This is a genomic window from Streptomyces sp. NPDC031064, from assembly GCF_055570965.1.
Map to the genome: position 1 here is coordinate 114,222 of NZ_JBVIGF010000006.1, position 22,800 is coordinate 137,021.

The window sequence follows — 22,800 nt, forward strand, 5'->3', positions numbered from 1 at the left end:
GTCGGGCGGGACCCGGTGCGGGCGGGTCAGGGGTGGCTGATCAGCAGGGGCGGGCTGCACGCCGCGTCGGGCAGTTCCGGTGAGGTGATGAGGACGCGGTACGGCCCCGAGGGCAGGTCGGGTACGACGACGGAGGTGCCCAGGGCGCGGGGGTCGACGTGCGCGGCGAGGAGCACCGCCGGGGTCCACCCCTGGTCCGTGCGCCGTTCGAGGAGCACATCGCACGGGTGCCACAGGGCGCCGGTGTACTGCCAACTGATCCGGTGCCGTGCCACGCAGGTCCAGCGGGTGCCCTCGGCCGGGCTGCGGACGTGGAGGGACTCGGGGGGAGGCGCGGGCAGGACCCGCGGCGGGCAGAACAGGTCGGTGGCGTGCAGGAGTCGGGCCTTGGTGCGGGCCATCCACTTCATGAGCGGCTTCTTCCTTCGTCGGCTTCGCCGTGACCGGTGCGGTGAGCGGCTGCCGTTGGTGTTGCCGGTGGGGCACGCGGGCAAGCTCGCCGACCGGCCTGTCCGTTCCGGGACTTCGGTCCTTTTCGGGCCGGGACCTTCGCCTCCGAGCCCGGCGGTGAGGGACGCCGGTGTTTACCGCCCCCGGCTCCGGCAACGCGGAGACATGTCCCGCTTGACGCGGGACGTGCGGAAATCCATAGGAGGTCGAGAATGGGAATCATCGCGTGGATACTGATCGGGCTGCTCGCCGGTGCGATCGCCAAGGCGCTGATGCCGGGACGTGACCCGGGCGGCATCCTGGTGACCATGCTGATCGGTATCGTCGGCGGTCTGCTGGGCGGCTGGCTGGGCAAGGTCATCTTCGGCGTCGACTCGATCGACGGTTTCTTCGACCTGTCGACCTGGATCGCCGCGATCATCGGTTCGGTCATCGTTCTCGCCCTCTACCGGCTGTTCACCGGGCGGGGGCACGGGGGTCGCCGGGTGCACGCCTGACCCGGACGGAGTATCCGGCCGGGGGTGTGGACCCCGGGCGGGGTACATCCCCGGCAAAGCACCTGCCCCGCGTCATACGCGCGGTACGCGTAGTGCGCGTACCGCGCGTATGACGCGCAGCACGAGAGGCACGACAGGAAAGGCCGTCACCATGAGCGTTCCGGGCACGAGACACGCTCCGGCTGCCGACGCCGGGGCCGTGACGCCCTCATGACCCGGTCGCACACCGCCGACGTGGCGTCGCTGAAGGCGTTCATCGAGCGCGAGATCGCGACGCTCCGTTCCGAGGTACGACGCAAGGCGGAGACGGCCGGGGTCGCCGAGCCCTCGGCCGACCGCGTCCCCGGCGCCACCGGCGCACCCGGGCAGGGAGCCGCGCCGTCCGGGGAGGCCGGCGGCGGTGGCCGGACGGCCCAGTGCCCGTGCGGCCAGGGCTACGGCGCCCCGCACACGTGCGTGGACGCGGGCGAGGGGCACGACCCCTGGAGGTGCCTGTGCGCGACGCTGCCGGCCATTCCGGTGTCGGCGGCCCTGCTGAGTCCGGTGCGGGACGACTCCGGCCGGATCACGGACTTCGTCATCCGCGCCGGGAACCACATCCGCTCGGCCGAATGGCTGCTCTCGCCGGATCAGCAGGTGGGCCAGCGCTTCTTCGGGGAGGCCCGCCCGGGCGCGGCCGCCGGGGGGCTGCTGGCCGCGCTGCGGGAGGTGCTGGCCACGGGCCGCGCCCTGAACGGCCTGGTCGTGGACTACACCGAGGAGCGGTACGGCAGCCTCAGGCGCGTACAGCTCGTGCATTACGCGTCGTCGTGCGGCGACCAGGTGCTGACGACGTGGCGCCCGGTGCGCAGCCAGGCGGAGCTCCTCACCATCGACGCGCAGCACCTGGCGTCCATGGGGTGGGGGCGCTGGGACCTGCTGTCCGGGTCGGTGACGTGGTCGGAGGGGTTGCAGCGGGTCTTCCGCACCGACCCCGCGCTGCCGTGGTCGCTGCTGGAGCTGTGCGACGCGCTGGTGCCGGCCGACGTGGGGCCGTTCGGCGAGTTCATCGCATCGGTGCTGGCGGGTGAGGAGCCCGCCTGGACCCGCATCCGTTTCCTGGTCCTGGGCGAGATCCGTACGGTCGACCTGCTGGGCCGGCCGGTGGCGGGCACGGACGGCCGTCCGTGGGCGTTGCAGATCGTGGCCCGTGACCTGACTCCCCAGATGCGCAGCCGCCGCAGGCTGGTGGAGAAGCAGGTGGAGACGGAGCAGTTGCGGCAGCAGGCCGCGGCGGAGCGGCATGTCGCGTCGGCGCTGCGCGAGGCGCTGCTGCCGACGTACTCGGAAGGCCTGGCGGAGCTGGGCCTGACCGTGGCGGCGGCGTACCTGCCCGCCGAGCCGGACGCCGCGGTGGGCGGGGACTGGTACAAGTGCCGGCCGCTGCCGGACGGCCGGGCGCTGATCGCCATCGGGGACGCGAGCGGGCACGGGCTGGAGGCGGTCGCCCGGATGGCACAGCAGCGTCACGCGATGGCGGGCCTCGCCCAGACGGGGGCGTGCGCCGGTGAGGTGACCACCTGGCTGAACGAGCTGGTGTGCAGCGACCCCACGTCGGCGACGGCCACCATGGCGGTCGGGCACATCAGTGACGACCGGGTCCTCCGGTGGACGTGTGCGGGACACCCGGCGCCGCTGCTGCTGCGTGAGGGCCGCGCCTACGCGCTGCCGACGGATCACCGGGGTCCGCTGCTGGGTGTGCTGCCGGGGCACGAATACGAGACGGCGGAATTCCGGTTGGAGCGGGGCGATGTGCTGCTGCTGTACACCGACGGGGTGGTCGAGCGGCGCGGCCAGGACATCACCGAGGGCATCAGCGCGCTGACGGGGCTGCTGGCGGCGAGCAGCGGTCTGCCGCCCCGGCGGATCGTCGACCGGCTGACCGAGGAGTACGAGCGCGGCGTCCACGACGACGACGCCTGTCTACTCGCGGTGCGGGTCGACTGAGGCGTTGGCGACGGGCCGATTTCCCGCGCTGCGCCCCTGATTGACGGGTGGTCCGGCAGGCGCTACGCCTGTACGGTCCTGCCGCACACCACCCGTCCCAGGAGGCCGCCTTGTCCGCTCCCGCTCGTCGACGGTTACGGCACGTTGGGCAGTCACTGCGGGTACGGAGGGCGGGCGCGGTGGTGGCGTCCGCCGCGTTGCTGCTGCCGCTGGTGTCCGCGGCGCCGTCCGCGACGGCCGGGCGGCCACCCGGCTCCGGGGCGTTGCAGCGCGACTTCGCGGCGGCCGCCGCCGAGTACGGGGTGCCGCAGAGCGTGCTGCTGGCCGTCTCGTACCTCCAGTCCCGCTGGGACGGGCACGGTGGCGCGCCGAGCGTCACCGGCGGCTACGGGCCCATGCACCTCACGGACGCCCGCACCGCGCTGGCCTCGGCACCGCACCACTCGCACGGCGCGGAGGACGCGCGCGGTGACGCCTCCCGCAGCGCCAAGCACGTGACGGAAGCCGAGTCGCCCGAGCCGTCCGCGCTGCCGCCCCGGCTGCGGACGCTGGAACGGGCGGCCGAGCTGTCCGGGCTCTCCCCCGAGCGGCTGCGCACCGGCACGTCCGCCAACATCCGGGGCGGCGCGGCCCTCCTGGCGGCCGCGCAGCGGGAGCTCGGTCACCCGGCGAGCGGCGACCCGGGCGACTGGTACGGCGCGGTGGCGCGCTACTCGGGCGCCGATGACACGGCGACCGCCACGACGTACGCCAATGACGTGTATGACATCATCCGTTCGGGTGAGCGTCGTACGACGGACAGCGGGCAGGTGGTGTCCCTGGCCGCCGCCCCGGATGTCGCTCCTCAGACAGCGCAGGCCGCCGGGCTCGGCCTGCGGACGGCGCGGACGAGCGGGACCGAGTGTCCGCGGACGGTGGCGTGCGAGTGGGTCCCGGCGCCGTACGAGGAGTTCGGCGAGGGCGACTACGGCAACCACGACAAGGCGGACCGGCCCGCCTCCCAGTCGGTGGACTACATCGTCGTCCACGACACCGAGGCGACCTGGGACGTGACGCTGCGGTTGGTGCAGGACCCGGAGTATGTGTCGTGGCACTACTCGTTGCGGTCGTCCGATGGTCATATCGCCCAGCACGTACCGCTGAAGGACGTCGGCTGGCACGCGGGCAACTGGTACGTGAACGCCAAGTCGGTGGGCCTGGAGCACGAGGGCTTCCTGGTGTCGCCGGACGCCTGGTACACGGAGGCGATGTACCGCACGTCGGCGCGGCTGGTGCGGTACCTGGCGAAGAGGTACGGCGTTCCGCTGGACCGGCAGCACATCCTGGGCCACGACAATGTGCCCGGTCCGACGGCGGCGGCGGTCCGGGGCATGCACACGGACCCCGGCCCGTACTGGGACTGGGCGCACTACTTCGAGCTGCTGGGCCGGCCCTTCACGCCGACCGCGGGCCCGCACAGCGAGGTCGTGACGATCCGCCCTCGGTACGCCGCCCACCAGCCGCTCTACACGGGGTGCGTGAAGCCCGGTGAGGCCTGTCCGCCGCACGGCAGCGGCGCGGTCCGGCTGCACACGGAGCCCAGCGAGAGCGCTCCCCTCGTCAAGGACATCGGGCTGCGGCCGGGGGGCCAGGACTCGACCACCGGCGTCAACGACACGGGCGCGCGGGCCTCGACGGGCCAGAGTTACGCGGTGGCGGAGCGGCGCGGGGAGTGGACGGCGGTCTGGTACCTGGGCCAGAAGGCCTGGTTCCACGACCCCCGTACGCGGCCGGTGGCCGTGGCGGCGCGCGGCTGGGTCCTGACACCGAGGGAGGGCCGCGTGGACATCCCCGTCTACGGGCGGGCCTACCCCGAGGCGTCCGCCTACCCGGCCGGTGTGCCGGTCCAGTCGGTGTCGCCGCTGCCGTACCGGCTCCTCGCGGGCCAGCGGTACGTGGTGGGCGACCGGGTGCCGGGCGAGTACTACTACGCCCCGTCCTTCGACACGTCCGGGCACCGGGTGGTGCGGGGCGAGGAGGCGTACTACGAGATCCAGTTCGGTCACCGGGTGGCCTTCGTCAAGGCGTCGGACGTCACCGTGTCCCGCGTCTGAGGGGGGCGACACGGAGGTGCGCGGCGGGTGGCCGGATGTGGCCGCCCACCGCCGCGCCGGGCATATCAGATTCCCGGTATGGGCAGGACGAATAGGCAGTTGGTGTCACCCGTGCGATTCGAGGGGGAACGGTGGCGGACTGCCCGAACGGAGAGATGGACACCTGCTTCCGCAGGAAGGGGCTCCATCCCGGGTCTCCCATGGTGAATCTCCCCCAGCCGCTGGGCGTGGCGCAGCTCGACCCGCGCCGCCATCACCGGACGTACCTCCTGGCGGGTCTCGCCGTGCTGTTCGTGCTCGCCGCCTTCAACGGGGGCATCGCGTGGAGTGCCCTGCTCGCCGGTGTCGTGCTGGGCTTCGCCGCCCACCGCAGCCGGGCCGCCGTACGCGCCGGTGACACGAGGGCCGAGCGGGCACGGAAGCAGTACACGGACCACACCAAGTACTGCGGCGCGTGCGACCAGATACTCCTGCGCGACCGGGCGAAGGACGGCTCGTTCTCGTTCAGCGGTATCCCCCGGCAGGATTTCCGGGCCGAGTTCCTCCGCAGAGGGGCGCGGTTCCCCGGGACGGAGAAGGCCGCCGGCAAGGGCTCAGAGGGCTCAGGAGACACCATCTGACACACGAGTCACTCCAGTTGGCGTTCATATGACTAACCCGGTCTGCGGCGTGGGCCCTGCCGGCGTCGGGTAGGGGGTGGCGCGGTATGTCCACCTCCCGTGAAAGGCCCCGTACGCATGGCACAGCCCTTCGTTCTGCCGGATTTCTACATGCCGTATCCGGCGCGCCTCAATCCCCATGTGGAGACGGCACGTTCCCACACCAAACAATGGGCGCGCCGGATGGGGATGCTGGAGGGGTCGGGGATCTGGGAGGAACACGATCTTGACTCCCACGACTACGCCCTGCTGTGCGCGTACACGCACCCCGACTGTGACGCCGAGGCGCTGTCCCTGGTCACCGACTGGTACGTCTGGGTGTTCTTCTTCGACGACCACTTCCTGGAGGTGTTCAAGCGCACCCAGGACCTGGCGGGCGGCACGGCGTACCTGGACCGGATGCCGGCCTTCATGCCGCTGGACCTCTCCGCTCCGATGCCCGAGCCGACGAACCCGGTCGAAGCAGGGCTCGCCGACCTGTGGACGCGGACCGTGCCGAGCATGTCGTCCGCCTGGCGTTCCCGGTTCGCCGAGGCGACCGAGCACCTGCTCAACGAGTCCCTGTGGGAACTGGCGAACATCAACGAGGGGCGGATCGCCAACCCCGTCGAGTACATCGAGATGCGCCGCAAGGTCGGCGGCGCGCCCTGGTCCGCCGGCCTGGTGGAGTACGCGGCCGGCGCCGAGGTGCCGGAGGCGGTGGCGGACGCCCGGCCGCTGCGGGTGCTGCGGGACGCGTTCGCCGACGCCGTCCACCTGCGCAACGACCTCTTCTCGTACCAGCGCGAGGTCGAGGACGAGGGCGAGAACAGCAACGGCGTCCTGGTGCTGGAGAAGTTCCTGGACTGCACGACCCAGGAGGCCGCCGAGGCGGTCAACGACCTGCTGACCTCGCGGCTCCAGCAGTTCGAGAACACCGCGCTGACCGAGGTCCCCGAACTGTGCGTGGAGAAGGGCCTGAGCCCGGAGGAGTGCGCCGCGGTCGCCGCGTACGCCAAGGGCCTCCAGGACTGGCAGTCCGGCGGCCACGAGTGGCACATGCGCTCCAGCCGCTACATGAACGAGGGCGCGCAGAGCGGGCCTTCGCTCTTCCGCGGGGTGCTGGGCACCTCGGCGCTCGACATCACGACGCTCTTCGGCAGGCCGGCGGAGGCACGGCGGCGTTCCCTCACGCATGTGCCGCACCAGCACGTCGGCCCCTCGCTGCTGCCGGAGTTCGACCTGCCCTACCCGCTGGCCCTCAGCCCGCACCTGGACGACGCACGCGCCAAGTCCCTGGAGTGGGCCGGCCGGATGGGTCTGCTCGACGACATCTGGGACGAGCGGCTGATGGCCGGCTTCGACCTCGCCCTGTGCGCGGCCGGGCTCGACCCGGACGCCACCGTCGAGGAACTGGAGCTGAGCGCCGAGTGGCTGACCTGGGGGACGTACGGCGACGACTACTACCCGATCGTCTTCGGGCGGCCGCGTGACCTCGCCGGGGCGAAGCTGTGCACCGAGCGGCTCAAGGGCTGCATGCCGGTCGACGACCCGGAGGCGGCCGCGGCCGGGGCACAGAGCCCGATGGAGCGGTCGCTGGCCGACCTGTGGGGGCGCACCACGGGGCCCATGGGCCCGGACGCCCGCGCCTCGCTGCGCCGGGCGATGGACGACATGCTGGACAGTTGGCTGTGGGAGCTGCACAACCAGGCCCAGCACCGGGTGCCCGATCCGGTCGACTACATCGAGATGCGGCGCCTGACCTTCGGCTCCGACCTCACCATGAGCCTGTCGCGGCTGCGGCACCAGCACGCCCTGCCGGCGGACCTGCTGCGAAGCGGGACGATCCGGAGCCTGGAGAACTCCGTGTCCGACTACGCGACCATGCTCAACGACCTCTTCTCGTACCAGAAGGAGATCGAGGTCGAGGGCGAGGTGCACAACGGGGTCCTGGTGGTGCAGACCTTCTTCGACTGCGACTACCCGACGGGCGTGAAGATCATCGACGACCTGATGCGGGGCCGGCTGCGCCAGTTCGAGCATGTGAAGGAGCATGAGCTCCCGGTGCTGAGCGACCGGTTCGAGCTGGACCAGGCGGGCCGGGCCGCGCTCGACACGTACGTCCGGGAGCTGGAGGACTGGCTCGCCGGCATCCTCAACTGGCACCGGAACGTCCGCCGCTACCGGGACGAGGACGTCCGCTCGGGCGCGGGTACGGCCCGGCTGCTGACCGGACCCCCGGCGGGTGCGCCCGCGCCGGGCGTGGGCGCGGCGGCGGGCGTGGGCGCGGCGGCGGGCGAGATGGCGGGTGTGGCGGCGCCGGGCGTACCGGCGCCGGGCGCGGGCCTCCCGGGCGCGGGGCTGCCGGGTGCGGGCCTGCCGGGTGGGGACCTGCCGGGCGCGGGGCTGCCGGGCGGGCCGACGGGGCTGGGAACCTCGGCGGCCCGGCTGGGCGGCGCTCTTCACGCCGTAGCGGTCACGCCGTAGCGGTCACGCCGTGGGGGGGGCGCCGTGGCGGTGACGCCGTGCGGGGGCGCCGTGGGGGGCGCCGTGCCGGTGACGCCCCGGAGTCTGCGCCGTGGCGGTCACACGGTGGGGCTCGCACCGGGGCGGTCACGCCGCGAGGGTCGGCCGTGGCGGTCACGCCGCGGAGTATGCGCGCCGCGGGGGTCGGCCGTGGCGGTCGTCAGGACGGGCGGATGCCGCGCAACTGGTCCAGTTCGCGGCGTTCCCGCTTGGTGGGGCGGCCGGCGCCACGGTCGCGGACGCCCGCCAGGGCCACGTGCTCGCGGGGCGGCGGGGGCGGGCTGTTGTCGACGTACGCCTCGGCGGCCACGGGCGCACCAACCCGCTTGGTGAGCACCTGCTTCACCTCGACGATGCGCTCGCGGCCGGCGTGGAACAGCCGCACCTCGTCGCCGGGCTTCACGGTCTGGGCGGGCTTGGCGCGCTCGCCGTTGACGCGTACGTGACCGGCCCGGCAGGCCGTGGCCGCCTGCGAGCGCGTCTTGGTGAGCCGTACCGCCCAGATCCAGCTATCGACCCGGGCGGTGCCGGTCGTCTTCCCCTCGTTCGCTGCCATGCCGCCGACTCTAATCCGCGTCGGAGGGCCGGGTCAGCCCTGCTGGAAGAGCTCCGCGGGCAGCGGCTTGAGCAGCGCGTACAGGTCGTCGGTGATGGGGCGGTCCCAGCTCGCGATGGTCACCAGCACGTTGTCGCTGCGGTCGAACTGCACGCAGGAGATCCGGCTCTCGGAGAGCTTCAGACGGCGCACGATCAGCAGGTTGTCGCCCTGCATCACGGGTACGTCCTCGGTCTCGACGACCTCGACCGGCTCGTCGTTCTCCAGCGCCGCCAGGAGCTGCGCGACCTCGAAGGGGATCTGGCCCTCCGCGAGCTCACGGGCCGGGGAGCCCTCGGGGAGGTTGCCGATGATCATCGCGGGGCCGCGGCCGCCGAACAGGTCGTACCGCAGGAACACGCCCTGGCAGGTGCCGTCGGGGGCGGGGAGGAGACCGGCGCCGAGATTGCCGGGCCAGTCGCCCGGGTCCATGGCCAGGACGTCGAAGTCCGGGCCCGCGGGTGTGGCGGCGCTGCGGCGGCGGAGGAAGGACATGTCGCCATGGTACGTGCCCGGACCCGCCGAGCGGCGCCCGGCCCCGCGCTCCCCGCCCGTCGGCACGGCCCCGGCACAAGGGCCACGGGAGCCGCCGTGATTCACCGTTTCGGGGGACCGGCCGGTCAGGCGGAGCGTTCCGCCAGGCGGCGCAGGGCGGTGAGGGCCTCGCCCGCCCGGGTGTACTCGACGAAGAGGTGGTCGTGGTGGTAGCCCGCCACGACATTGCAGCTCAGCCCGGCGTCGGCGAGCTCCCGGGAGACGGCGGCGGTCAGCCCGACGGCGTCGAGGGCGGAGTGGACCCGCAGCGTGATCCAGCCGGCCACGTAGTGGTACGGGAGCGAGGCGGCGTCCGCCTCGTCCTGCGGGACGACCAGGGTCAGGCCCTCCGACTCGGCGACCGTGACGACCGGGTGCAGCCCGGGCGGGACGGCGGGGCCGTCGACGGTGACGAAGACGAAGTGCCCCGGGTTGAGCTCGGGTCGCATGCCGGCGAGCAGCCGCTTCAGGTCGCGTTCTCCACTCATGCTCCTCACCCTAGGACGGACAGCCGCCGCCGGGCGTGGTGGCGCTGCGGGGTGCGGTGGCGGTCCGGGGTGCGCGGGCTCGGTCGGGCCTGGTGGCGGGTCAGGCGTGGTGGCGTTCGTGGTGGCGGGCGACACGGGCGCGGTTCCCGCACGCGGGTTTGCACCACTCCTGGCGGGGGTGCTCCTTGAGGAAGTACCGCACACAGCGTGGCGCGTGGCAGGCCCGCAGCCGGGAGCGGTCCGGTCCGGCGAGGAAGGCGATGGCGTCCTGGGCGAGGGCGGCGCACAGCGCCTCACGGGCGGAGGCGGACGCCGGGTCGACGCGGCGCCACCCGGCCGTCGGGTCGGCTCCGTCGGGCCAGGCCAGGTGAGGTACGGCGGGGGCGGCCGCCGCGGCCGCGTTCAGGCGCTGGAGGGCGGTGTCCACCGGCAGCAGGCGCCGGGCGTCGGCGGGGCTGGGGTCGCCGGGCACGGCGCGGGCGAACAGGGCGCGGACGGCGGCGCGCAGTTCGCGGACGGCCGCGAGGGTGTCCCCGTCCGCGGCGAAGCGGGCGGCGCCGGGTACGGCGTCGAGGGCGTCCGCGTGCTCACGGATCCAGGTGGTGAGGCCGTCGGGGTGCTGGAGGTCGTCGGCGACGCCGCCCCGGCCGTCATGACGGATGGTGAGGGCGAGGTCCAGCGCGAGCGGGTGTGCGGCCATGCGGCTCACGGTATCGCGGTCCGCGACCATTACCGTTCGCCACAAGAGTCTTGCACGGTATCATTCTTGCCCCGCATGAGACTTGTGCCGCATGAGTCTTGCGCCGCATGACAGAGCGTGACTATCATGTGTCGCATGACAAAGGAGCTGCCGGCGACCGGTGACCAGCGGCGCAGTCAGCTTCTGCGCGGAGTGCTCGACCTGTGCCTGCTGTCGCTGATCGGCGAAAGGCCCCGCTACGGCTACGAGTTCGTGGAGGCGCTGACGGAAAGCGGGCTGGAGCTCGTCAGTGAGGGCAGCATCTATCCGCTGCTCGCGCGGATGGAGCGGGGCGGGCTCGTGGAGTCGTACCGCGCCCCGTCGTCGAGCGGCGGAGCACCGCGCAAGTACTACCGGCTGACGGCAGCCGGCGAAGCGGAACTGACCCGCGGCCGGGCTGTCTGGCGGGAGTTCACCGCCCAGGCCGGCCGGGTCCTGGCGGACAGGAAGAAGACGGGGGAATCCACACCATGACCAACGAACGGGTACTGGCGGTCTGCCGTGCCAACTGGGCGTACCGAGGCATCGACCACGCCTCCGTGCGGGAGATGCTCGCCGAGCTGTCCGCCCACCTGGAGGACGCGGCGGCGGCCGGGCGGGGGCCGGAGGACGTGGTCGGCGGCGACGTCAAGGCGTTCGCCGCGTCCTGGGCGCGGGCGCGGCAGCCACTGCACCTGAGGGCGGCACGGCTCGCGGCCATAGTGCCGTCCGTGGTGGGCGTGCTGATGCTCCTGTCCCACCTGCTGTGGCGAACCACCACGCTCCCCGTCACCGCCGGCCGGCTCGCCCTGCTGGTGGCCGTCGCTGCGGTCACGGTGACCATGGAGCTGCGGCAGGGTTCCCTGGGGATGGCCAAGAGCTGGCTGGTAGCGGCCGTCGTCGGCCTGCCGGCCGCCTTGGTGGCGGACAGACTGGCCGGCGACGAGCCGCTGTTCCCCATGCCGCTGTGGGTCACGGTCCTGCTGATACTGCCGGGGGTTGCGCTCGCCGTCGCCGACGCGCGTGCCCGGAAGCGGGCGGACCGGAGTGACTGACCCGGCGACCACCGTCAGGTGAGGTCGAACTCCCCTTCCCTGGCGTTGAGCACGAAGGCGCGCCACTCGGCGGGGGTGAAGATCAGTGACGGGCTCTCCGGACGGCCGCCGTTGCGCATGGCGATGAATCCCTCGACGAAGGCGATCTGGACGTCGCCCGTTCCCTGACTGCCCGATTGCCAGTCCGCGTTGCTGAGGTCGAGGTCCGGCTTCTCCCATCCTGCGAGCTGCTGCTGGGTGGTGATGGTCTCCGCCACGTGCCTGCTCCTCCCGGTTCGTCGTCCGCGCTCAGACTAGCCATCGGGTCCGGTCACGGACAGGGCGCGGCACGCGGCCGTCCTGCGGCGGTGACGCGGCACTCAGGTGGCGGGCGGTTCGGCACCGACCAGCCACATGGAGAAGAACTGGGCCCCGCCGCCGTACGCGTGCCCCAGGGCACGGCGGGCTCCGGGCACCTGGTGCTCCCCCGCCTGCCCGCGCACCTGGAGCGCCGCCTCGGCGAAGCGGATCATGCCGGAAGCACCGATGGGATTGGTGGACAGGACGCCGCCCGAGGGGTTCACGGGCAGGTCGCCGTCGAGCTCGGTGACGCCCGACTCGGTGAGCTTCCAGCCCTCGCCCTCGGCGGCGAAGCCCAGGTTTTCCAGCCACATCGGCTCGTACCAGGAGAACGGCACGTACATCTCCACGGCGTCGATCTCCCGGCGTGGGTCGGCGATCCCGGCCTGCCGGTAGACGTCGGCCGCGCAGTCCTTGCCGGCCTGCGGTGAGACGAAGTCCTTGCCGGCGAACATGGTCGGCTCACTGCGCATGGCACCACCGTGCACCCAGGCCGGTGGCCTCGGTGAACGGGAGGCACCGGCCCGGTCGGTGAGGACGAGGGCGCAGGCGCCGTCGGAGGACGGGCAGGTCTCCGAGTAGCGGATGGGGTCCCAGAGCATCGGGGACGCCTGGACCTTCTCCAGGGTGATGTCGTGCTCGTGGAGATGCGCGTACGGGTTCTTCAGCGCGTTGCGCCGGTCCTTGTACGCGACGAGGGAGCCGACCGTGTCCGGTGCGCCGGTGCGCCGCATGTACGCGCGCACGTGCGGGGCGAAGAAGCCGCCCGCGCCGGCCAGCAGCGGCTGCTGGAACGGGATGGGCAGCGAGAGGCCCCACATGGCGTTGGACTCGGACTGCTTTTCGAAAGCGAGGGTGAGGACGGTGGAATGGACCCGGGCCGCGACGAGGTTCGCGGCGACGAGGGCGGTGGAGCCGCCGACCGAGCCGGCGGTGTGGACGCGCAGCATCGGCTTGCCGGCCGCGCCCAGGGCGTCGGCCAGATACAGCTCCGGCATCATCACGCCCTCGAAGAAGTCGGGGGCCTTGCCGATGACGACGGCGTCGATGTCCGCCCAGGTGAGTTCGGCGTCGAGCAGGGCGCGCTGGGCGGCCTCCCTGACGAGTCCGGCGAGGGAGACGTCACGGCGGGCGGCGACGTGCTTGGTCTGGCCCACCCCGACGACGGCCACGGGTTCCTTATGCGGCACGGGGCTCTCCTTCCAGGACGGCGACCAGGTTCTGCTGGAGGCAGGGGCCGGACGTGGCGTGGGCGAGGGCACGGTCGGAGGCGCCCCGGTGGATACGGGCGGCGGCTTCGCCGAGCCGGATGAGGCCCGCCGCCATGACCGGGTTGGCGGCCAGGGCGCCGCCGGAGGGGTTGACCCGGACGCTGTCGTCGAGGCGCAGCGCCTTGCGCAGCACGACCTCCTGGGAGGTGAACGGGGCATGCAGCTCGGCGGTGTCGACGGGCCGGTCGAAGGCGCCGGCGCGCTGCGCGGCGAGGCGGGTGGAGGGCGAGTCGGTGAGGTCGCGCACGCCGAGGCCGTGCGGTTCGATCCGGTGGTCGATGCCACGGATCCAGGCGGGCCGGTCGCACAGCTCGCGCGCCCGGTCCCCGGCGGCGAGGACGACGGCGGCCGCGCCGTCGCCGATGGGCGGGCAGTCGCCGGTGCGCAGCGGGCGGACCAGGTAGTCGCCGTGCGGGCGGGGGCCGCGGAGCTGGGCGTGCGGGTTGGTGTCGGCGGCCGAGGCCCGGCTGCGGGCGGCGATGGCGGCGAGCTGCGGCTCGTCGGTGTCGCCGGCGTCGATCAGGGCCTGCGCCTGGAGGGCGGCGAGGGAGACGGAGTCGGGCCAGAGGGGGGCGAGGTAGTAGGGGTCGAGCTGGCGGGTGAGCACGTCCCGGAGCGGGCCGGGCGACGACTTGCCGTAGGAGTAGACGAGGGCGGTGTCGGCCTCACCGGTCAGCAGCTTCACCCACGCCTCGTACAGCGCCCAGGCGCCGTCCATCTCCACGTGCGACTCGGAGATGGGCGGCCAGGCGCCGACGCCGTCCAGGGCCATGGTGAAGGAGAAGGCCCGGCCCGCGAGATAGTCGGAGGAGCCGGAGCAGGTGAAGCCGATGTCGCCGGTCTTCAGGCCGGTGTGGTCCAGGACCTGGTGGAGCACCGGCATGAGCATCTCGACCTCGGAGAGGTCGTCCGTGCGCCGCCGGTGGTCGGCCTGGGCGAAGGCGACGATCGCGACCTCGCGCATCACAGCAACTCCTTGTAGGTGTCGTAGTCGGCGTCGGGCTCGCCGGTCGGCCGGTAGTGGTCGGGGTAGCGGCTGTCGTCGGTCCAGACCGGTTCGACCCGCAGCCCCATGCGCACCTGGTCGTAGGCGATGCCGCCGATACGTCCGTGGAGGGCGAGGTCGGCGCCGTCGAGGGCGATATGGGCGTAGACGTAGGGGACTTCGATGTCGAGGTTCTTCGCCTTGATGTTGACGATGCAGTACGTGGTGACCGTGCCGCGCGGGCCGACCTCGACCTGCTCGGTGGTGGCGACGCCGCACGTCGGGCAGGCGCCACGGGGTGGGACGTATACCTTGCGGCAGGACGGGCAGCGTTCGCCGACGGTCCGGCGGCCGGCCAGGGCGCTGAGGTAGGCGCTCTGGGCGCGGCCGGGCGAGTAGGTGTAGTCGAGCCGGGCGGGCGCGACGATGCCGGTGACGGAGTCGGCGAACCGGCCGGTGTGGGGGCGGGGCCGGAGCCCGGGCTCGCTCCCGCCCTCGTACGGTTCGAAGCAGGCGATGTCGGTGATGGCACCGGTGCGGTGCTCCGCCCAGCGGACCCGGACGCGCATTCCGGTGCGTACGGTCTCGGGGCCGCCGGGTGCGTCGAGGGCGTGCAGGAGCGCGGTGTCGGCGCCGTCGAGCCGCACCAGCGCCCAGGCGAAGGGGCGGTCCAGGGGCTGGTCGCGGCGGGGCGCCGGGTTCCAGGCCCAGGTGGTGACGGTGCCGGTGGGGGCGACCTCGACGAGGTCGCGTATCTCCTCAGCGGTGACGGGGTCGTACTCGACGGGCGGGACGAGGACCCTGCCGTCGGTGGCCCGGACGCCGAGGACGGTGCGTTCGCGCAGGCCGGTGAGGAAGGCGGACTGGACGGGTCCGAGGGAGCGGGTGAACGGGAACTCCACGACGAGGGGCGCGCGGAGAGTCTCCGGCGCGGGGGCGGCTGTCATGTGCGGTGCTCCGATCTCCGCGCACGCGGCGGGCGCGGCTCGCTGGGGCGGGCGGGGGCGGGCGGGGGCGGTACCGGCGGCGGGGCGGCTGGCGGGCGGTGCCGGGCAACGGGGGCGGTGGGCGGCTTCTGGGGCGGGCGCGGGGTGGCGGGGTGGCTTCTGGTGCGGCTGCGGTTGGGGCGGCCGGCGAGCGGTGCCGGGCGGGCGGTGGGCGGCGGGGTTCCGGCGGTGGGCAGCCGGTGGGCGGTGCCGGGCAGGGGGCCGAGGGCGGCGGGTGGGCCCGGGCGGGTCCTGTCGGTGGGTGGGGCGGGGCCCCTCCACGCTCGGCTCTTCCCCAGAGGGGGCACCCCCACGGGGCGGCGGCCTTGGGGGCCTCTCGGGGCCCCATTGCCGCCGCCCCCCCCCTCCGGGGCCCTGCACGGCCGCGCCCCGGCCGGCTGCCGGCTGCCGACGGCCGGCCGTGGATCAGGCGCGGCGGTAGACGGGGGGGCGTTTCTCGGCGAAGGCGCGGGCGCCTTCCTTGGCGTCGGCGGTGTCGAAGATGGGCCAGCCGCGCTTGAGTTCGGCGGCGAGGGCCTCGGTTTCGGGGAGGTCGGCCGCCTCGTACACGGAGGCCTTGACGGCCTCGACGGCGAGCGGGCCGCAGGCGTTGACCTGCTCGGCGATGGCCAAGGCCTTGTCGAGGGCCGTGCCGTCGGGCACGACGTGGCCGACCAGGCCGATCCGCTCGGCTTCCGCCGCGGTGTAGGGGCGGCCGGTGAGCAGCATTTCCAGGGCGTGGGTGCGCGGGATCTGGCGCGGCAGGCGGACGGTGGAGCCGCCGATGGGGAAGAGGCCGCGCCGCACCTCGAAGAGCCCGAAGGTGGCGGATTCGGCGGCCACGCGGATGTCGGTGCCCTGGAGGATCTCGGTACCGCCGGCCACGCAGTGGCCCTCGACGGCGGCGATCACCGGTTTGCGGGGGCGGTGGTGGCGCAGCATCGCCTTCCAGTGCAGGTCGGGGTCGGCCTTCAGGCGCTCGCGGTGCTCCTGGCCGGCCATGCCGTTGCCGGCCAGCGCCTTGAGGTCCATGCCCGCGCAGAAGGCGCCGCCGGCTCCGGTGAGCACGATGGAGCGGATGGCGTCGTCCTCGTCGGCCTCGATCCAACTGTCGTACAGCCCGACCAGCATGGACAGGGACAGGGCGTTCTTCGCCTCGGGCCTGTTCAGGGTGAGTATCAGTGTGGCGCCCTCGCGCCGCACGGTGAGGTGTTCCGTACCGCTCATGGCCGTCCTCCCGGTTCCGGATCCAGAACAGGTTGCAGGAGTGGGGGTGTCAGTTCAATAGGTTTCTGACACTCAGTCAGATTCTTTGGTGCGGTCCCTTCCCACTTGCGGGCGGCGGCGCTCTAATGACCGCGAGCCAGTGATGGGCCGGGGTGGAGGAGGAGCGGTGGAGTACAACCTTGCCGACCTGTTCGAGTCGGTCGTGGACGTGGTCCCGGACCGCGAGGCGCTCGTCCACCTCGACCATCCGGGGACGGGCGCGGAGCGCCGCCTGACGTACGCGGAGCTGGACGCCGCCGCCAACCGGATCGCCCACCATCTGCTGGACGCGGGGCTGCGAGCCGGTGAGCACGTCGGGCTGCACCTGTACAACGGGGTCGAGTACGTGCAGACGGTGCTCGGGTGCCTGAAGGCACGGCTCGTGCCGGTGAACGTCAACTACCGGTACGTGGAGGAGGAGCTGGTCTACCTCTACCGGGACGCCGATCTGGCGGGGCTCGTGTTCGACGCCGAGTTCACCGGGCGGGTCGCGGCCGCGTTGCCGAAGACCGAGCGGCTCCGGCATCTGGTGCGGGTGGGGGCGGCGCCCGAGGACGCACCGGAGCTCGTGTGCGCCGCGTTTAGGGAGGCGGAGTCGGGCGGGTCGCCGGAACGTGGCTTCGGGCCACGGTCGGGGGACGACCTGTTCATCATCTACACGGGCGGCACGACCGGTATGCCCAAGGGCGTGATGTGGCGCCAGGAGGACCTGTTCTTCTCCGGCCTCGGCGGTGGCGCGCCGACCGGAGAGCCGGTGAAGTGCCCCGAGGAGCTGGCCGAGCGGGTCGCGGCGGGCGGCGAGGGGATCACCTTCTTCCCCACTCCTCCGCTGATGCACGGCACCTCGACGCTCACCGCGTTCATCGGCTTCAACTTCGGCCAGCGGGTCGTGCTGCACCGCAAGTTCGTGCCGCACGAGGTGCTGCGGACGATAGAGAAGGAGAAGGTCACCAGCGTGTCGCTGGTGGGCGACGCGATGCTGCGGCCGTTGATCGACGCGCTGAGCGGGCCGCTGACGGGGGTCGACCTGTCGTCGCTGTTCAGCGTGTCGTCGTCGGGGGCGATCATGTCGGAGACGGTGCGCGAGCAGTTCCTGGCGCTGGTCCCGCACGTGATGCTGCTGAACAACTTCGGGTCCTCCGAGTCGGGTTTCAACGGCACGGCGACGGACGACTCGGGTGCGGGCAAGGGGTTCCGGGTGCGGGTCAACGGCCGTACGCAGGTGGTCGACCCGGCGACGCACGAACCGGTGGCGCCGGGAGAGGTCGGACGCGTCGCCCAGCGCGGCCACGTGCCGCTCGGCTACTACAACGACCCCGTCAAGACCGCCGAGACGTTCTTCCTGCGGGGCGGGGAGCGGTGGGTCCTGCTGGGTGACATGGCGACGGTCGACGAGGAGGGGATCGTCACCGTCCTCGGGCGCGGGTCGCAGTGCATCAACACGGGCGGCGAGAAGGTCTACCCCGAGGAGGTCGAGCAGGCACTCAAGTCGCATCCGGATGTGTACGACGCGCTGGTCGCGGGCGTCCCCGACTCCCGGTGGGGCCACCACGTGGCGGCCGTGGTGCAACTGCGCCCGGGCGCGGAGCGACCCTCCCTGGACGACATCCAGGGCCACTGCCGCACCAGGCTGGCCGGGTACAAGGTGCCACGGCAGCTCGTGATCACCGACCGGATCCAGCGCTCCCCCAGCGGCAAGGCGGACTACCGCTGGGCCAGGTCCGTGGCGGAGGCCGCGGCAGCAGGGCTTTGACCTGCCCGTTTCCCAACGAGCGGGCAGGAGAGTAATACTCTCCACATGACTTCGGGTATGACAGGGGCCGACACCGCACCGCTGCGGATCAGGCGGGCGACGGCCCGCGACGCGAAGCGGCTGACCTCCCTGGTGCGCAATTCACGCGCCTACGAAGGCCCCTACGCGCCCATGGTGGCCGGCTACCGGGTGGGGCCGGACTACATCGACGCCCACGAGGTGTACGTCGCCGCCGGGCAGGACGACCGCGTGCTCGGCTTCTACGCGCTCATCCTGTCCCCGCCGGAGCTGGACCTCATGTTCGTCGCCGACGCCGCCCAGGGGCTCGGTGTCGGCCGCCGGCTCATCGCCCACATGACGGAGCGGGCGCGGGCGGCCGGGGTGAACGCCGTGCGGGTCGTCTCGCACCCGCCCTCCGAGGGCTTCTACCGCAGCGTGGGCGCGCGGCGGGTCGGCACGGTCACCGCCAATCCGCCGGCCGTGATGTGGGACCGTCCGGAGCTGGTCATCCCCGTCACCCCGTAGTCGCCGGGGCGGCCCCCGCGACGAGAAAAGTGCCGCCCACCCCTTGCCTTCGGGCCGCCGACTTGGATTACTGATCCGGAATGGATCGACCGAATGATCGGTCGTCCGGTGTGGTTCGGCCGGAAGGACGGAGCGTGCGACGGATGACGGACCTGCTCGACGCCGGGGAGGAGCTCGACCGCGCGGCGCTGGAGGCGCTCCAACTGGAGCGGCTCCGGGCCACGTTGCGCCACGCTTACGAGAACGTGGGCTTCTACCGGCAGGCCTTCGACAAGGCGGGGCTGCGCCCGGAGGACTGCCGTACGCTCGGCGATCTGGCGCGTTTCCCGTTCACCACCAAGGCCGATCTGCGCGACAACTACCCCTTCGGGATGTTCGCGGTCGAACGGTCCAGGGTACGACGGGTCCACGCGTCCAGCGGAACGACCGGCCGGCCCACCGTCGTGGGGTACACCGACCGCGACCTGGACACCTGGGCGGACGTGGTGGCCCGGTCGATCCGGGCGGCCGGGGGGCAGCCGGGCCAGACCGTCCATGTGGCATACGGGTACGGGCTGTTCACGGGCGGTCTCGGCGCGCACTACGGCGCCGAGCGGCTCGGCTGCACGGTGGTTCCCGCCTCCGGGGGCATGACGGCACGCCAGGTGCAGCTCATCCAGGACTTCCGGCCCGAGATCATCATGGTGACGCCGTCGTACATGCTGACGCTGCTGGACGAGTTCGAGCGGCAGGGGGTCGACCCGCGCTCCACGTCCCTGAAGGTGGGCATCTTCGGGGCCGAGCCGTGGACCGAGGAGATGCGGCGGGAGATCGAGGAGCGGTTCGCGATCGACGCGGTGGACATCTACGGCCTGTCGGAGGTGATCGGCCCCGGGGTCGCCCAGGAGTGCGTGGAGACCAAGGACGGCCTCCACGTCTGGGAGGACCACTTCTACCCGGAGGTCGTCGACCCGCTGACCGGCGAGGTGCTGCCGGACGGCGAGCGGGGCGAGCTGGTGTTCACCTCGCTCACCAAGGAGGCCATGCCGGTCGTGCGCTACCGCACCCGTGACCTGACGCGGCTGCTGCCGGGGACGGCGCGTCCGGCGTTCCGGCGGATGGAGAAGGTCACGGGGCGCAGCGACGACATGGTGATCCTGCGCGGCGTGAACCTCTTCCCCACCCAGATCGAGGAGATCGTGCTGCGTACGCCGGGCCTCGCCCCGCACTTCCAGTTGCGGCTGACGCGCCAGGGCCGACTGGACGCGCTGACCGTGCGCGCCGAGGCACGGGCGGACGCGAGCCGCGAGGTGCGCGCCGAGGCGGCGCGGGCGGTGGCGGCGGCCGTGAAGGACGGGATCGGGGTGTCGGTGGAGGTGGAAGTGGTCGACCCGGAGACGCTGGAGCGGTCGGTGGGGAAGATCAAGCGGATCGTGGACCTCCGCCCGGCCTCGCCGACCGCCGCGCAGTGAGGACATGATCCGACCTATATGCGGCCTACTGTCGTTCCATGACCGCTTCTTCGGCGCACCAGCCCTTCCACCTCACCGACGAGCACCCCGACGAGCACGGCGAACTGCTGCGAGCGCTCGCCGAGCAGCGCGAGTTGTTGCTCATCACCGTCCGCGGCATCACCGACGCGCAGGCCGCGCAGCGCACGACGGTGAGCGAACTCACCCTGGGCGGGATCATGAAGCACATGGCCCGAGGTGAGCAGGTGTGGACGCGCGTCCTGGTCAAGGGGGACGGGGAACTGCCGGACGGCATGCTCGACATGGAGCAGTACCGCATGGCCCGGGCAGACACCCTCCCCGCGTTGCTGGAGGAGTACGCAGCCGCGGCGCGGGCGACCGAGGAGGCCGTGCGCGCCCTGCCGGACATGTCGAGGAGCGTGCCCCTTCCCAGGACTCCGTGGTCCCCGCCCGAAACGGTCCACTGGCCGGTGCGCCGGATCCTGCTGCACCTGATCAGGGAGACCGCCCAGCACGCCGGGCACGCGGACATCATCCGGGAAGCACTGGACGGGGCGAGCACGACCGCCCAGCGGTGAGAGCCCGCGTCCCCGGTCGGCGGCTCAGCACCCGGCACCCGGGGCGGGCACCCCGAGCCAGGGTGCCGGGCCGGTGCCGTCGGTCCAGGCGTCCAGACCCTGCCGGTCGACGCAGAGGATGCCGCACCGGGCGGCGTAGTCGGTGGCCGGTTCGGTGAACTCGCTCGTGGTCACGACGGCCGCGACGTGGGCGGCGTGCACGGCGAAGCAGGTGCCGCCGAAGCGCTGCACGTCCTGGGAGCCCACCTTGTGGTCGGGGCCGTACGCCTTGCACTGGATGACGACGCGCCGCCCGTCGGGCGCGGTGGCCACCACGTCGGCGCCCAGGTCACCCGCACCGCCGACGACCTCGACGTCCAGGCAGCCGTCCCGTACGCAGAGGTCGGCGACCGCCTGTTCGAAGGCGTCCGCGTCCATGGCCGCGTAGTCCACGTCCACGTACACGGGCGACTCCACTGGTGGGGCGGCCGGGGCGGGGCGCCGGCGGGCCGCGCGTACCAGGGCCAGGGCGATCGCCAGGGTGCCCACCACGGCCAGGGCGGCGGCGGGCACGTCGGCGGTGTCACCGACCGCCGCCCGCGCCATCGCTCCCGCACCGCACAGGGCGATGGCCACCAGACCGAATCCCAGCGCGGTGTCGCGGAGGCTGAAGCGCGGGCGGGGCGCGCCCGGGCGGGTGGCTCGGTCCGTGCCCGGCCTGCGGACGGGTATCGCCATGTGCGGGCTCCCTTCTCACCTCACCGGTGAATGATCTTGTGGTGCCCGTATGCCCCGGCAGGTGGGCGTGACGCACCGGATCGGGGGCAAACGACGCTCATCGTCGTCGGAGAGGCAGGTGCGTCATGCGCAGTGTGGGTGTCGAGGAGGAATTGCTGCTGGTGGACAGCGCGAGCGGGGAGCCGAGGGCCTTGTCGGCGGCCGTGCTGGCGGCCGCGTCCCGGGATCCGCACGGCGACGAGGAGGTGTTCGAGAGTGAACTCCAGCGGCAGCAACTGGAGTTCGCCACGCGCCCGCAGACCGTGATGGGTGACCTGGGCGAGGAGATCCGGCGGTGCCGGGCCGAGGCGGCGCGGCACGCCGAGGGGCTGGACGCGTCCATCGCCGCGCTGGCGACCTCACCGCTGCCGGTCTCTCCGGCGATCGGCACCGGCGAGCGCCACCAGTGGCTGAAGGAGCACTTCGGCCTCACCGCCCAGGAGCAGTTGACGTGCGGCTGCCACGTACACGTGTCGGTGGGGTCGGACGAGGAGGGCGTGGCGGTCCTGGACCGCATCCGGCCGTGGCTGCCGGTGCTGCTGGCGATGAGCGCGAACTCACCGTTCTGGCAGGGTGAGGAGAGCGGGTACGCCAGTTACCGCAACCGGGTGTGGGGGCGCTGGCCTTCGGCCGGTCCGGTGGAGATCTTCGGTTCCGCCGACCGGTACCACGAGCAGGTCGCCGACATGGTCGCGAGCGGGGTGCTGCGGGACGAGGGGATGGTGTACTTCGACGCCCGGCTGTCCCACGCGTACCCGACCGTGGAGGTCCGGGTGGCGGACGTCTGTCTGGACCCGTCCACCACGGTGCTGCTGGCCACGCTGGTGCGCGGCCTCGTGGAAACGGCGGCGCGGCAGTGGCGCGACGGTGAGCCGCCGGCCCGGCACGGTGTGGCGCTGCTGCGGCTGGCCTCCTGGCGGGCGGCGCGGTCGGGGCTGGAGGACGAGCTGATCCACCCGGTGACGATGCGGCCCGCGCCGGCGGAGGCGGTGGTGCGGGCGCTGTTCGACCACGTCAGGGACGCGCTGGAGGACAGTGGTGACGTGGTGCCCGCGCAGGAGGCGCTGGCCGTTCTGCTGAAGACCGGCAACGGCGCCCGGATCCAGCGGGACCTGCTGCGGCGGACCGGCGACCTGCGCGAGGTGGTCACCGAGTGCGTCCGCCTCACCAACGGATACCGAACGGGATGTTGACAGGCCGGTCCGACGGGTGGGTGCATGGCCCAGCGCGCTTTCATCCCCGTCCCGTTGGGAGGAACGTTGCCCCTCCGCACCCGCTTGAGAAGGCCTCTCCTGAGAAGGCCTCTCCTG

Annotated in this window: 23 protein-coding genes; 12 read left to right on the forward strand and 11 right to left on the reverse strand. The window is 72.7% G+C overall.

Going from position 1 to position 22,800, the window contains the following annotated elements; translation table 11 throughout:
• Positions 1-26: 26 nt before the first annotated feature.
• On the reverse strand, positions 27-410 hold the full coding sequence (locus tag ACZ46W_RS22265; RefSeq protein WP_468340079.1) for a hypothetical protein: 384 nt from the start codon (positions 408-410) through the stop codon (positions 27-29).
• 252 nt (positions 411-662) lie between these two features.
• Here ACZ46W_RS22265 and ACZ46W_RS22270 point away from each other — a divergent pair, with 252 nt between their 5' ends.
• The 5 genes from ACZ46W_RS22270 (at position 663) to ACZ46W_RS22290 (ending at position 8,151) form a co-directional block, all read left to right on the forward strand.
• Entirely contained in the window at positions 663-947 is a 285-nt protein-coding gene (locus ACZ46W_RS22270) for a GlsB/YeaQ/YmgE family stress response membrane protein (RefSeq protein WP_468340081.1), read from the forward strand.
• A gap of 210 nt (positions 948-1,157) precedes the next feature.
• Entirely contained in the window at positions 1,158-2,933 is a 1,776-nt protein-coding gene (locus tag ACZ46W_RS22275; RefSeq protein ID WP_468340083.1) for a PP2C family protein-serine/threonine phosphatase, read from the forward strand.
• A 179-nt stretch (positions 2,934-3,112) separates the two neighbouring features.
• Positions 3,113-5,026 (forward strand): N-acetylmuramoyl-L-alanine amidase, encoded by a 1,914-nt coding sequence (locus ACZ46W_RS22280; RefSeq protein WP_468340085.1) that lies wholly within the window; start codon positions 3,113-3,115, stop codon positions 5,024-5,026.
• Between the two features lie 200 nt (positions 5,027-5,226).
• The gene (locus ACZ46W_RS22285; RefSeq protein ID WP_468340087.1) at positions 5,227-5,646 is read left to right on the forward strand and encodes a hypothetical protein; all 420 of its coding nucleotides are present in this window, start codon (positions 5,227-5,229) and stop codon (positions 5,644-5,646) included.
• A 117-nt stretch (positions 5,647-5,763) separates the two neighbouring features.
• On the forward strand, positions 5,764-8,151 hold the full coding sequence (locus tag ACZ46W_RS22290) for a terpene synthase family protein (RefSeq protein WP_468340089.1): 2,388 nt from the start codon (positions 5,764-5,766) through the stop codon (positions 8,149-8,151).
• A gap of 199 nt (positions 8,152-8,350) precedes the next feature.
• Here ACZ46W_RS22290 and ACZ46W_RS22295 read toward each other — a convergent pair whose 3' ends face one another.
• The 4 genes from ACZ46W_RS22295 to ACZ46W_RS22310 form a co-directional block, all read right to left on the reverse strand.
• Positions 8,351-8,746 carry an RNA-binding S4 domain-containing protein gene (locus ACZ46W_RS22295; RefSeq protein ID WP_366127097.1) on the reverse strand — a complete coding sequence of 132 codons (396 nt, stop codon included), beginning with the start codon at positions 8,744-8,746 and terminating at the stop codon, positions 8,351-8,353.
• 33 nt (positions 8,747-8,779) lie between these two features.
• Positions 8,780-9,280 (reverse strand): hypothetical protein, encoded by a 501-nt coding sequence (locus tag ACZ46W_RS22300; RefSeq protein ID WP_064070633.1) that lies wholly within the window; start codon positions 9,278-9,280, stop codon positions 8,780-8,782.
• A gap of 125 nt (positions 9,281-9,405) precedes the next feature.
• Positions 9,406-9,807, reverse strand: a complete 402-nt coding sequence (locus tag ACZ46W_RS22305; protein WP_468340091.1) for an ACT domain-containing protein — start codon at positions 9,805-9,807, stop codon at positions 9,406-9,408.
• A gap of 100 nt (positions 9,808-9,907) precedes the next feature.
• The gene (locus ACZ46W_RS22310) at positions 9,908-10,507 is read right to left on the reverse strand and encodes a CGNR zinc finger domain-containing protein (protein WP_468340093.1); all 600 of its coding nucleotides are present in this window, start codon (positions 10,505-10,507) and stop codon (positions 9,908-9,910) included.
• Positions 10,508-10,642: 135 nt separating this feature from the next.
• Between ACZ46W_RS22310 and ACZ46W_RS22315 the strand changes: the two genes are divergently transcribed.
• Both ACZ46W_RS22315 and ACZ46W_RS22320 read left to right on the forward strand, forming a co-directional pair.
• Complete coding sequence (locus tag ACZ46W_RS22315) at positions 10,643-11,020, forward strand: PadR family transcriptional regulator (protein ID WP_366127094.1); 378 nt, start codon at positions 10,643-10,645, stop codon at positions 11,018-11,020.
• On the forward strand, positions 11,017-11,580 hold the full coding sequence (locus ACZ46W_RS22320) for a hypothetical protein (RefSeq protein ID WP_468340096.1): 564 nt from the start codon (positions 11,017-11,019) through the stop codon (positions 11,578-11,580). Before ACZ46W_RS22315 ends, ACZ46W_RS22320 begins: the two co-directional genes overlap by 4 nt.
• Before the next feature lie 14 nt (positions 11,581-11,594).
• Here ACZ46W_RS22320 and ACZ46W_RS22325 read toward each other — a convergent pair whose 3' ends face one another.
• The 5 genes from ACZ46W_RS22325 to ACZ46W_RS22345 all read right to left on the reverse strand — a co-directional run bounded on the left by ACZ46W_RS22325 (position 11,595) and on the right by ACZ46W_RS22345 (position 16,388).
• Positions 11,595-11,837, reverse strand: a complete 243-nt coding sequence (locus ACZ46W_RS22325) for a DUF397 domain-containing protein (RefSeq protein WP_468340098.1) — start codon at positions 11,835-11,837, stop codon at positions 11,595-11,597.
• A gap of 102 nt (positions 11,838-11,939) precedes the next feature.
• Positions 11,940-13,109 (reverse strand): thiolase domain-containing protein, encoded by a 1,170-nt coding sequence (locus ACZ46W_RS22330; protein WP_468340100.1) that lies wholly within the window; start codon positions 13,107-13,109, stop codon positions 11,940-11,942.
• On the reverse strand, positions 13,099-14,154 hold the full coding sequence (locus ACZ46W_RS22335; RefSeq protein WP_468340102.1) for a thiolase domain-containing protein: 1,056 nt from the start codon (positions 14,152-14,154) through the stop codon (positions 13,099-13,101). The genes ACZ46W_RS22330 and ACZ46W_RS22335 overlap by 11 nt, the downstream gene beginning before the upstream one ends.
• Positions 14,154-15,122 carry a Zn-ribbon domain-containing OB-fold protein gene (locus ACZ46W_RS22340; RefSeq protein WP_468340104.1) on the reverse strand — a complete coding sequence of 323 codons (969 nt, stop codon included), beginning with the start codon at positions 15,120-15,122 and terminating at the stop codon, positions 14,154-14,156. The genes ACZ46W_RS22335 and ACZ46W_RS22340 overlap by 1 nt, the downstream gene beginning before the upstream one ends.
• 465 nt (positions 15,123-15,587) lie before the next feature.
• On the reverse strand, positions 15,588-16,388 hold the full coding sequence (locus tag ACZ46W_RS22345) for a crotonase/enoyl-CoA hydratase family protein (protein WP_468340106.1): 801 nt from the start codon (positions 16,386-16,388) through the stop codon (positions 15,588-15,590).
• A gap of 166 nt (positions 16,389-16,554) precedes the next feature.
• Between ACZ46W_RS22345 and ACZ46W_RS22350 the strand changes: the two genes are divergently transcribed.
• From ACZ46W_RS22350 to ACZ46W_RS22365, 4 genes are all read left to right on the forward strand, one after another.
• Positions 16,555-18,180: an acyl-CoA synthetase gene (locus ACZ46W_RS22350; RefSeq protein ID WP_468340108.1), complete on the forward strand. Its 1,626-nt coding sequence runs from the start codon at positions 16,555-16,557 to the stop codon at positions 18,178-18,180.
• Positions 18,181-18,237: 57 nt separating this feature from the next.
• Complete coding sequence (locus tag ACZ46W_RS22355) at positions 18,238-18,705, forward strand: GNAT family N-acetyltransferase (protein ID WP_468340110.1); 468 nt, start codon at positions 18,238-18,240, stop codon at positions 18,703-18,705.
• A gap of 143 nt (positions 18,706-18,848) precedes the next feature.
• A complete protein-coding gene (gene paaK, locus ACZ46W_RS22360) occupies positions 18,849-20,156 on the forward strand; it encodes a phenylacetate--CoA ligase PaaK (RefSeq protein ID WP_468341130.1) in 1,308 nt (435 codons plus the stop codon).
• Positions 20,157-20,194: 38 nt separating this feature from the next.
• A complete protein-coding gene (locus ACZ46W_RS22365) occupies positions 20,195-20,734 on the forward strand; it encodes a DinB family protein (RefSeq protein ID WP_468340112.1) in 540 nt (179 codons plus the stop codon).
• Between the two features lie 24 nt (positions 20,735-20,758).
• Here the strand turns inward: ACZ46W_RS22365 and ACZ46W_RS22370 are convergent, their stop codons facing one another.
• Positions 20,759-21,451: a restriction endonuclease gene (locus ACZ46W_RS22370; RefSeq protein ID WP_468340114.1), complete on the reverse strand. Its 693-nt coding sequence runs from the start codon at positions 21,449-21,451 to the stop codon at positions 20,759-20,761.
• A 125-nt stretch (positions 21,452-21,576) separates the two neighbouring features.
• Here ACZ46W_RS22370 and ACZ46W_RS22375 point away from each other — a divergent pair, with 125 nt between their 5' ends.
• Positions 21,577-22,683, forward strand: coding sequence for a glutamate--cysteine ligase 2 (locus ACZ46W_RS22375; RefSeq protein WP_468340116.1), 1,107 nt, complete (start codon positions 21,577-21,579; stop codon positions 22,681-22,683).
• Positions 22,684-22,800: the final 117 nt, after the last annotated feature.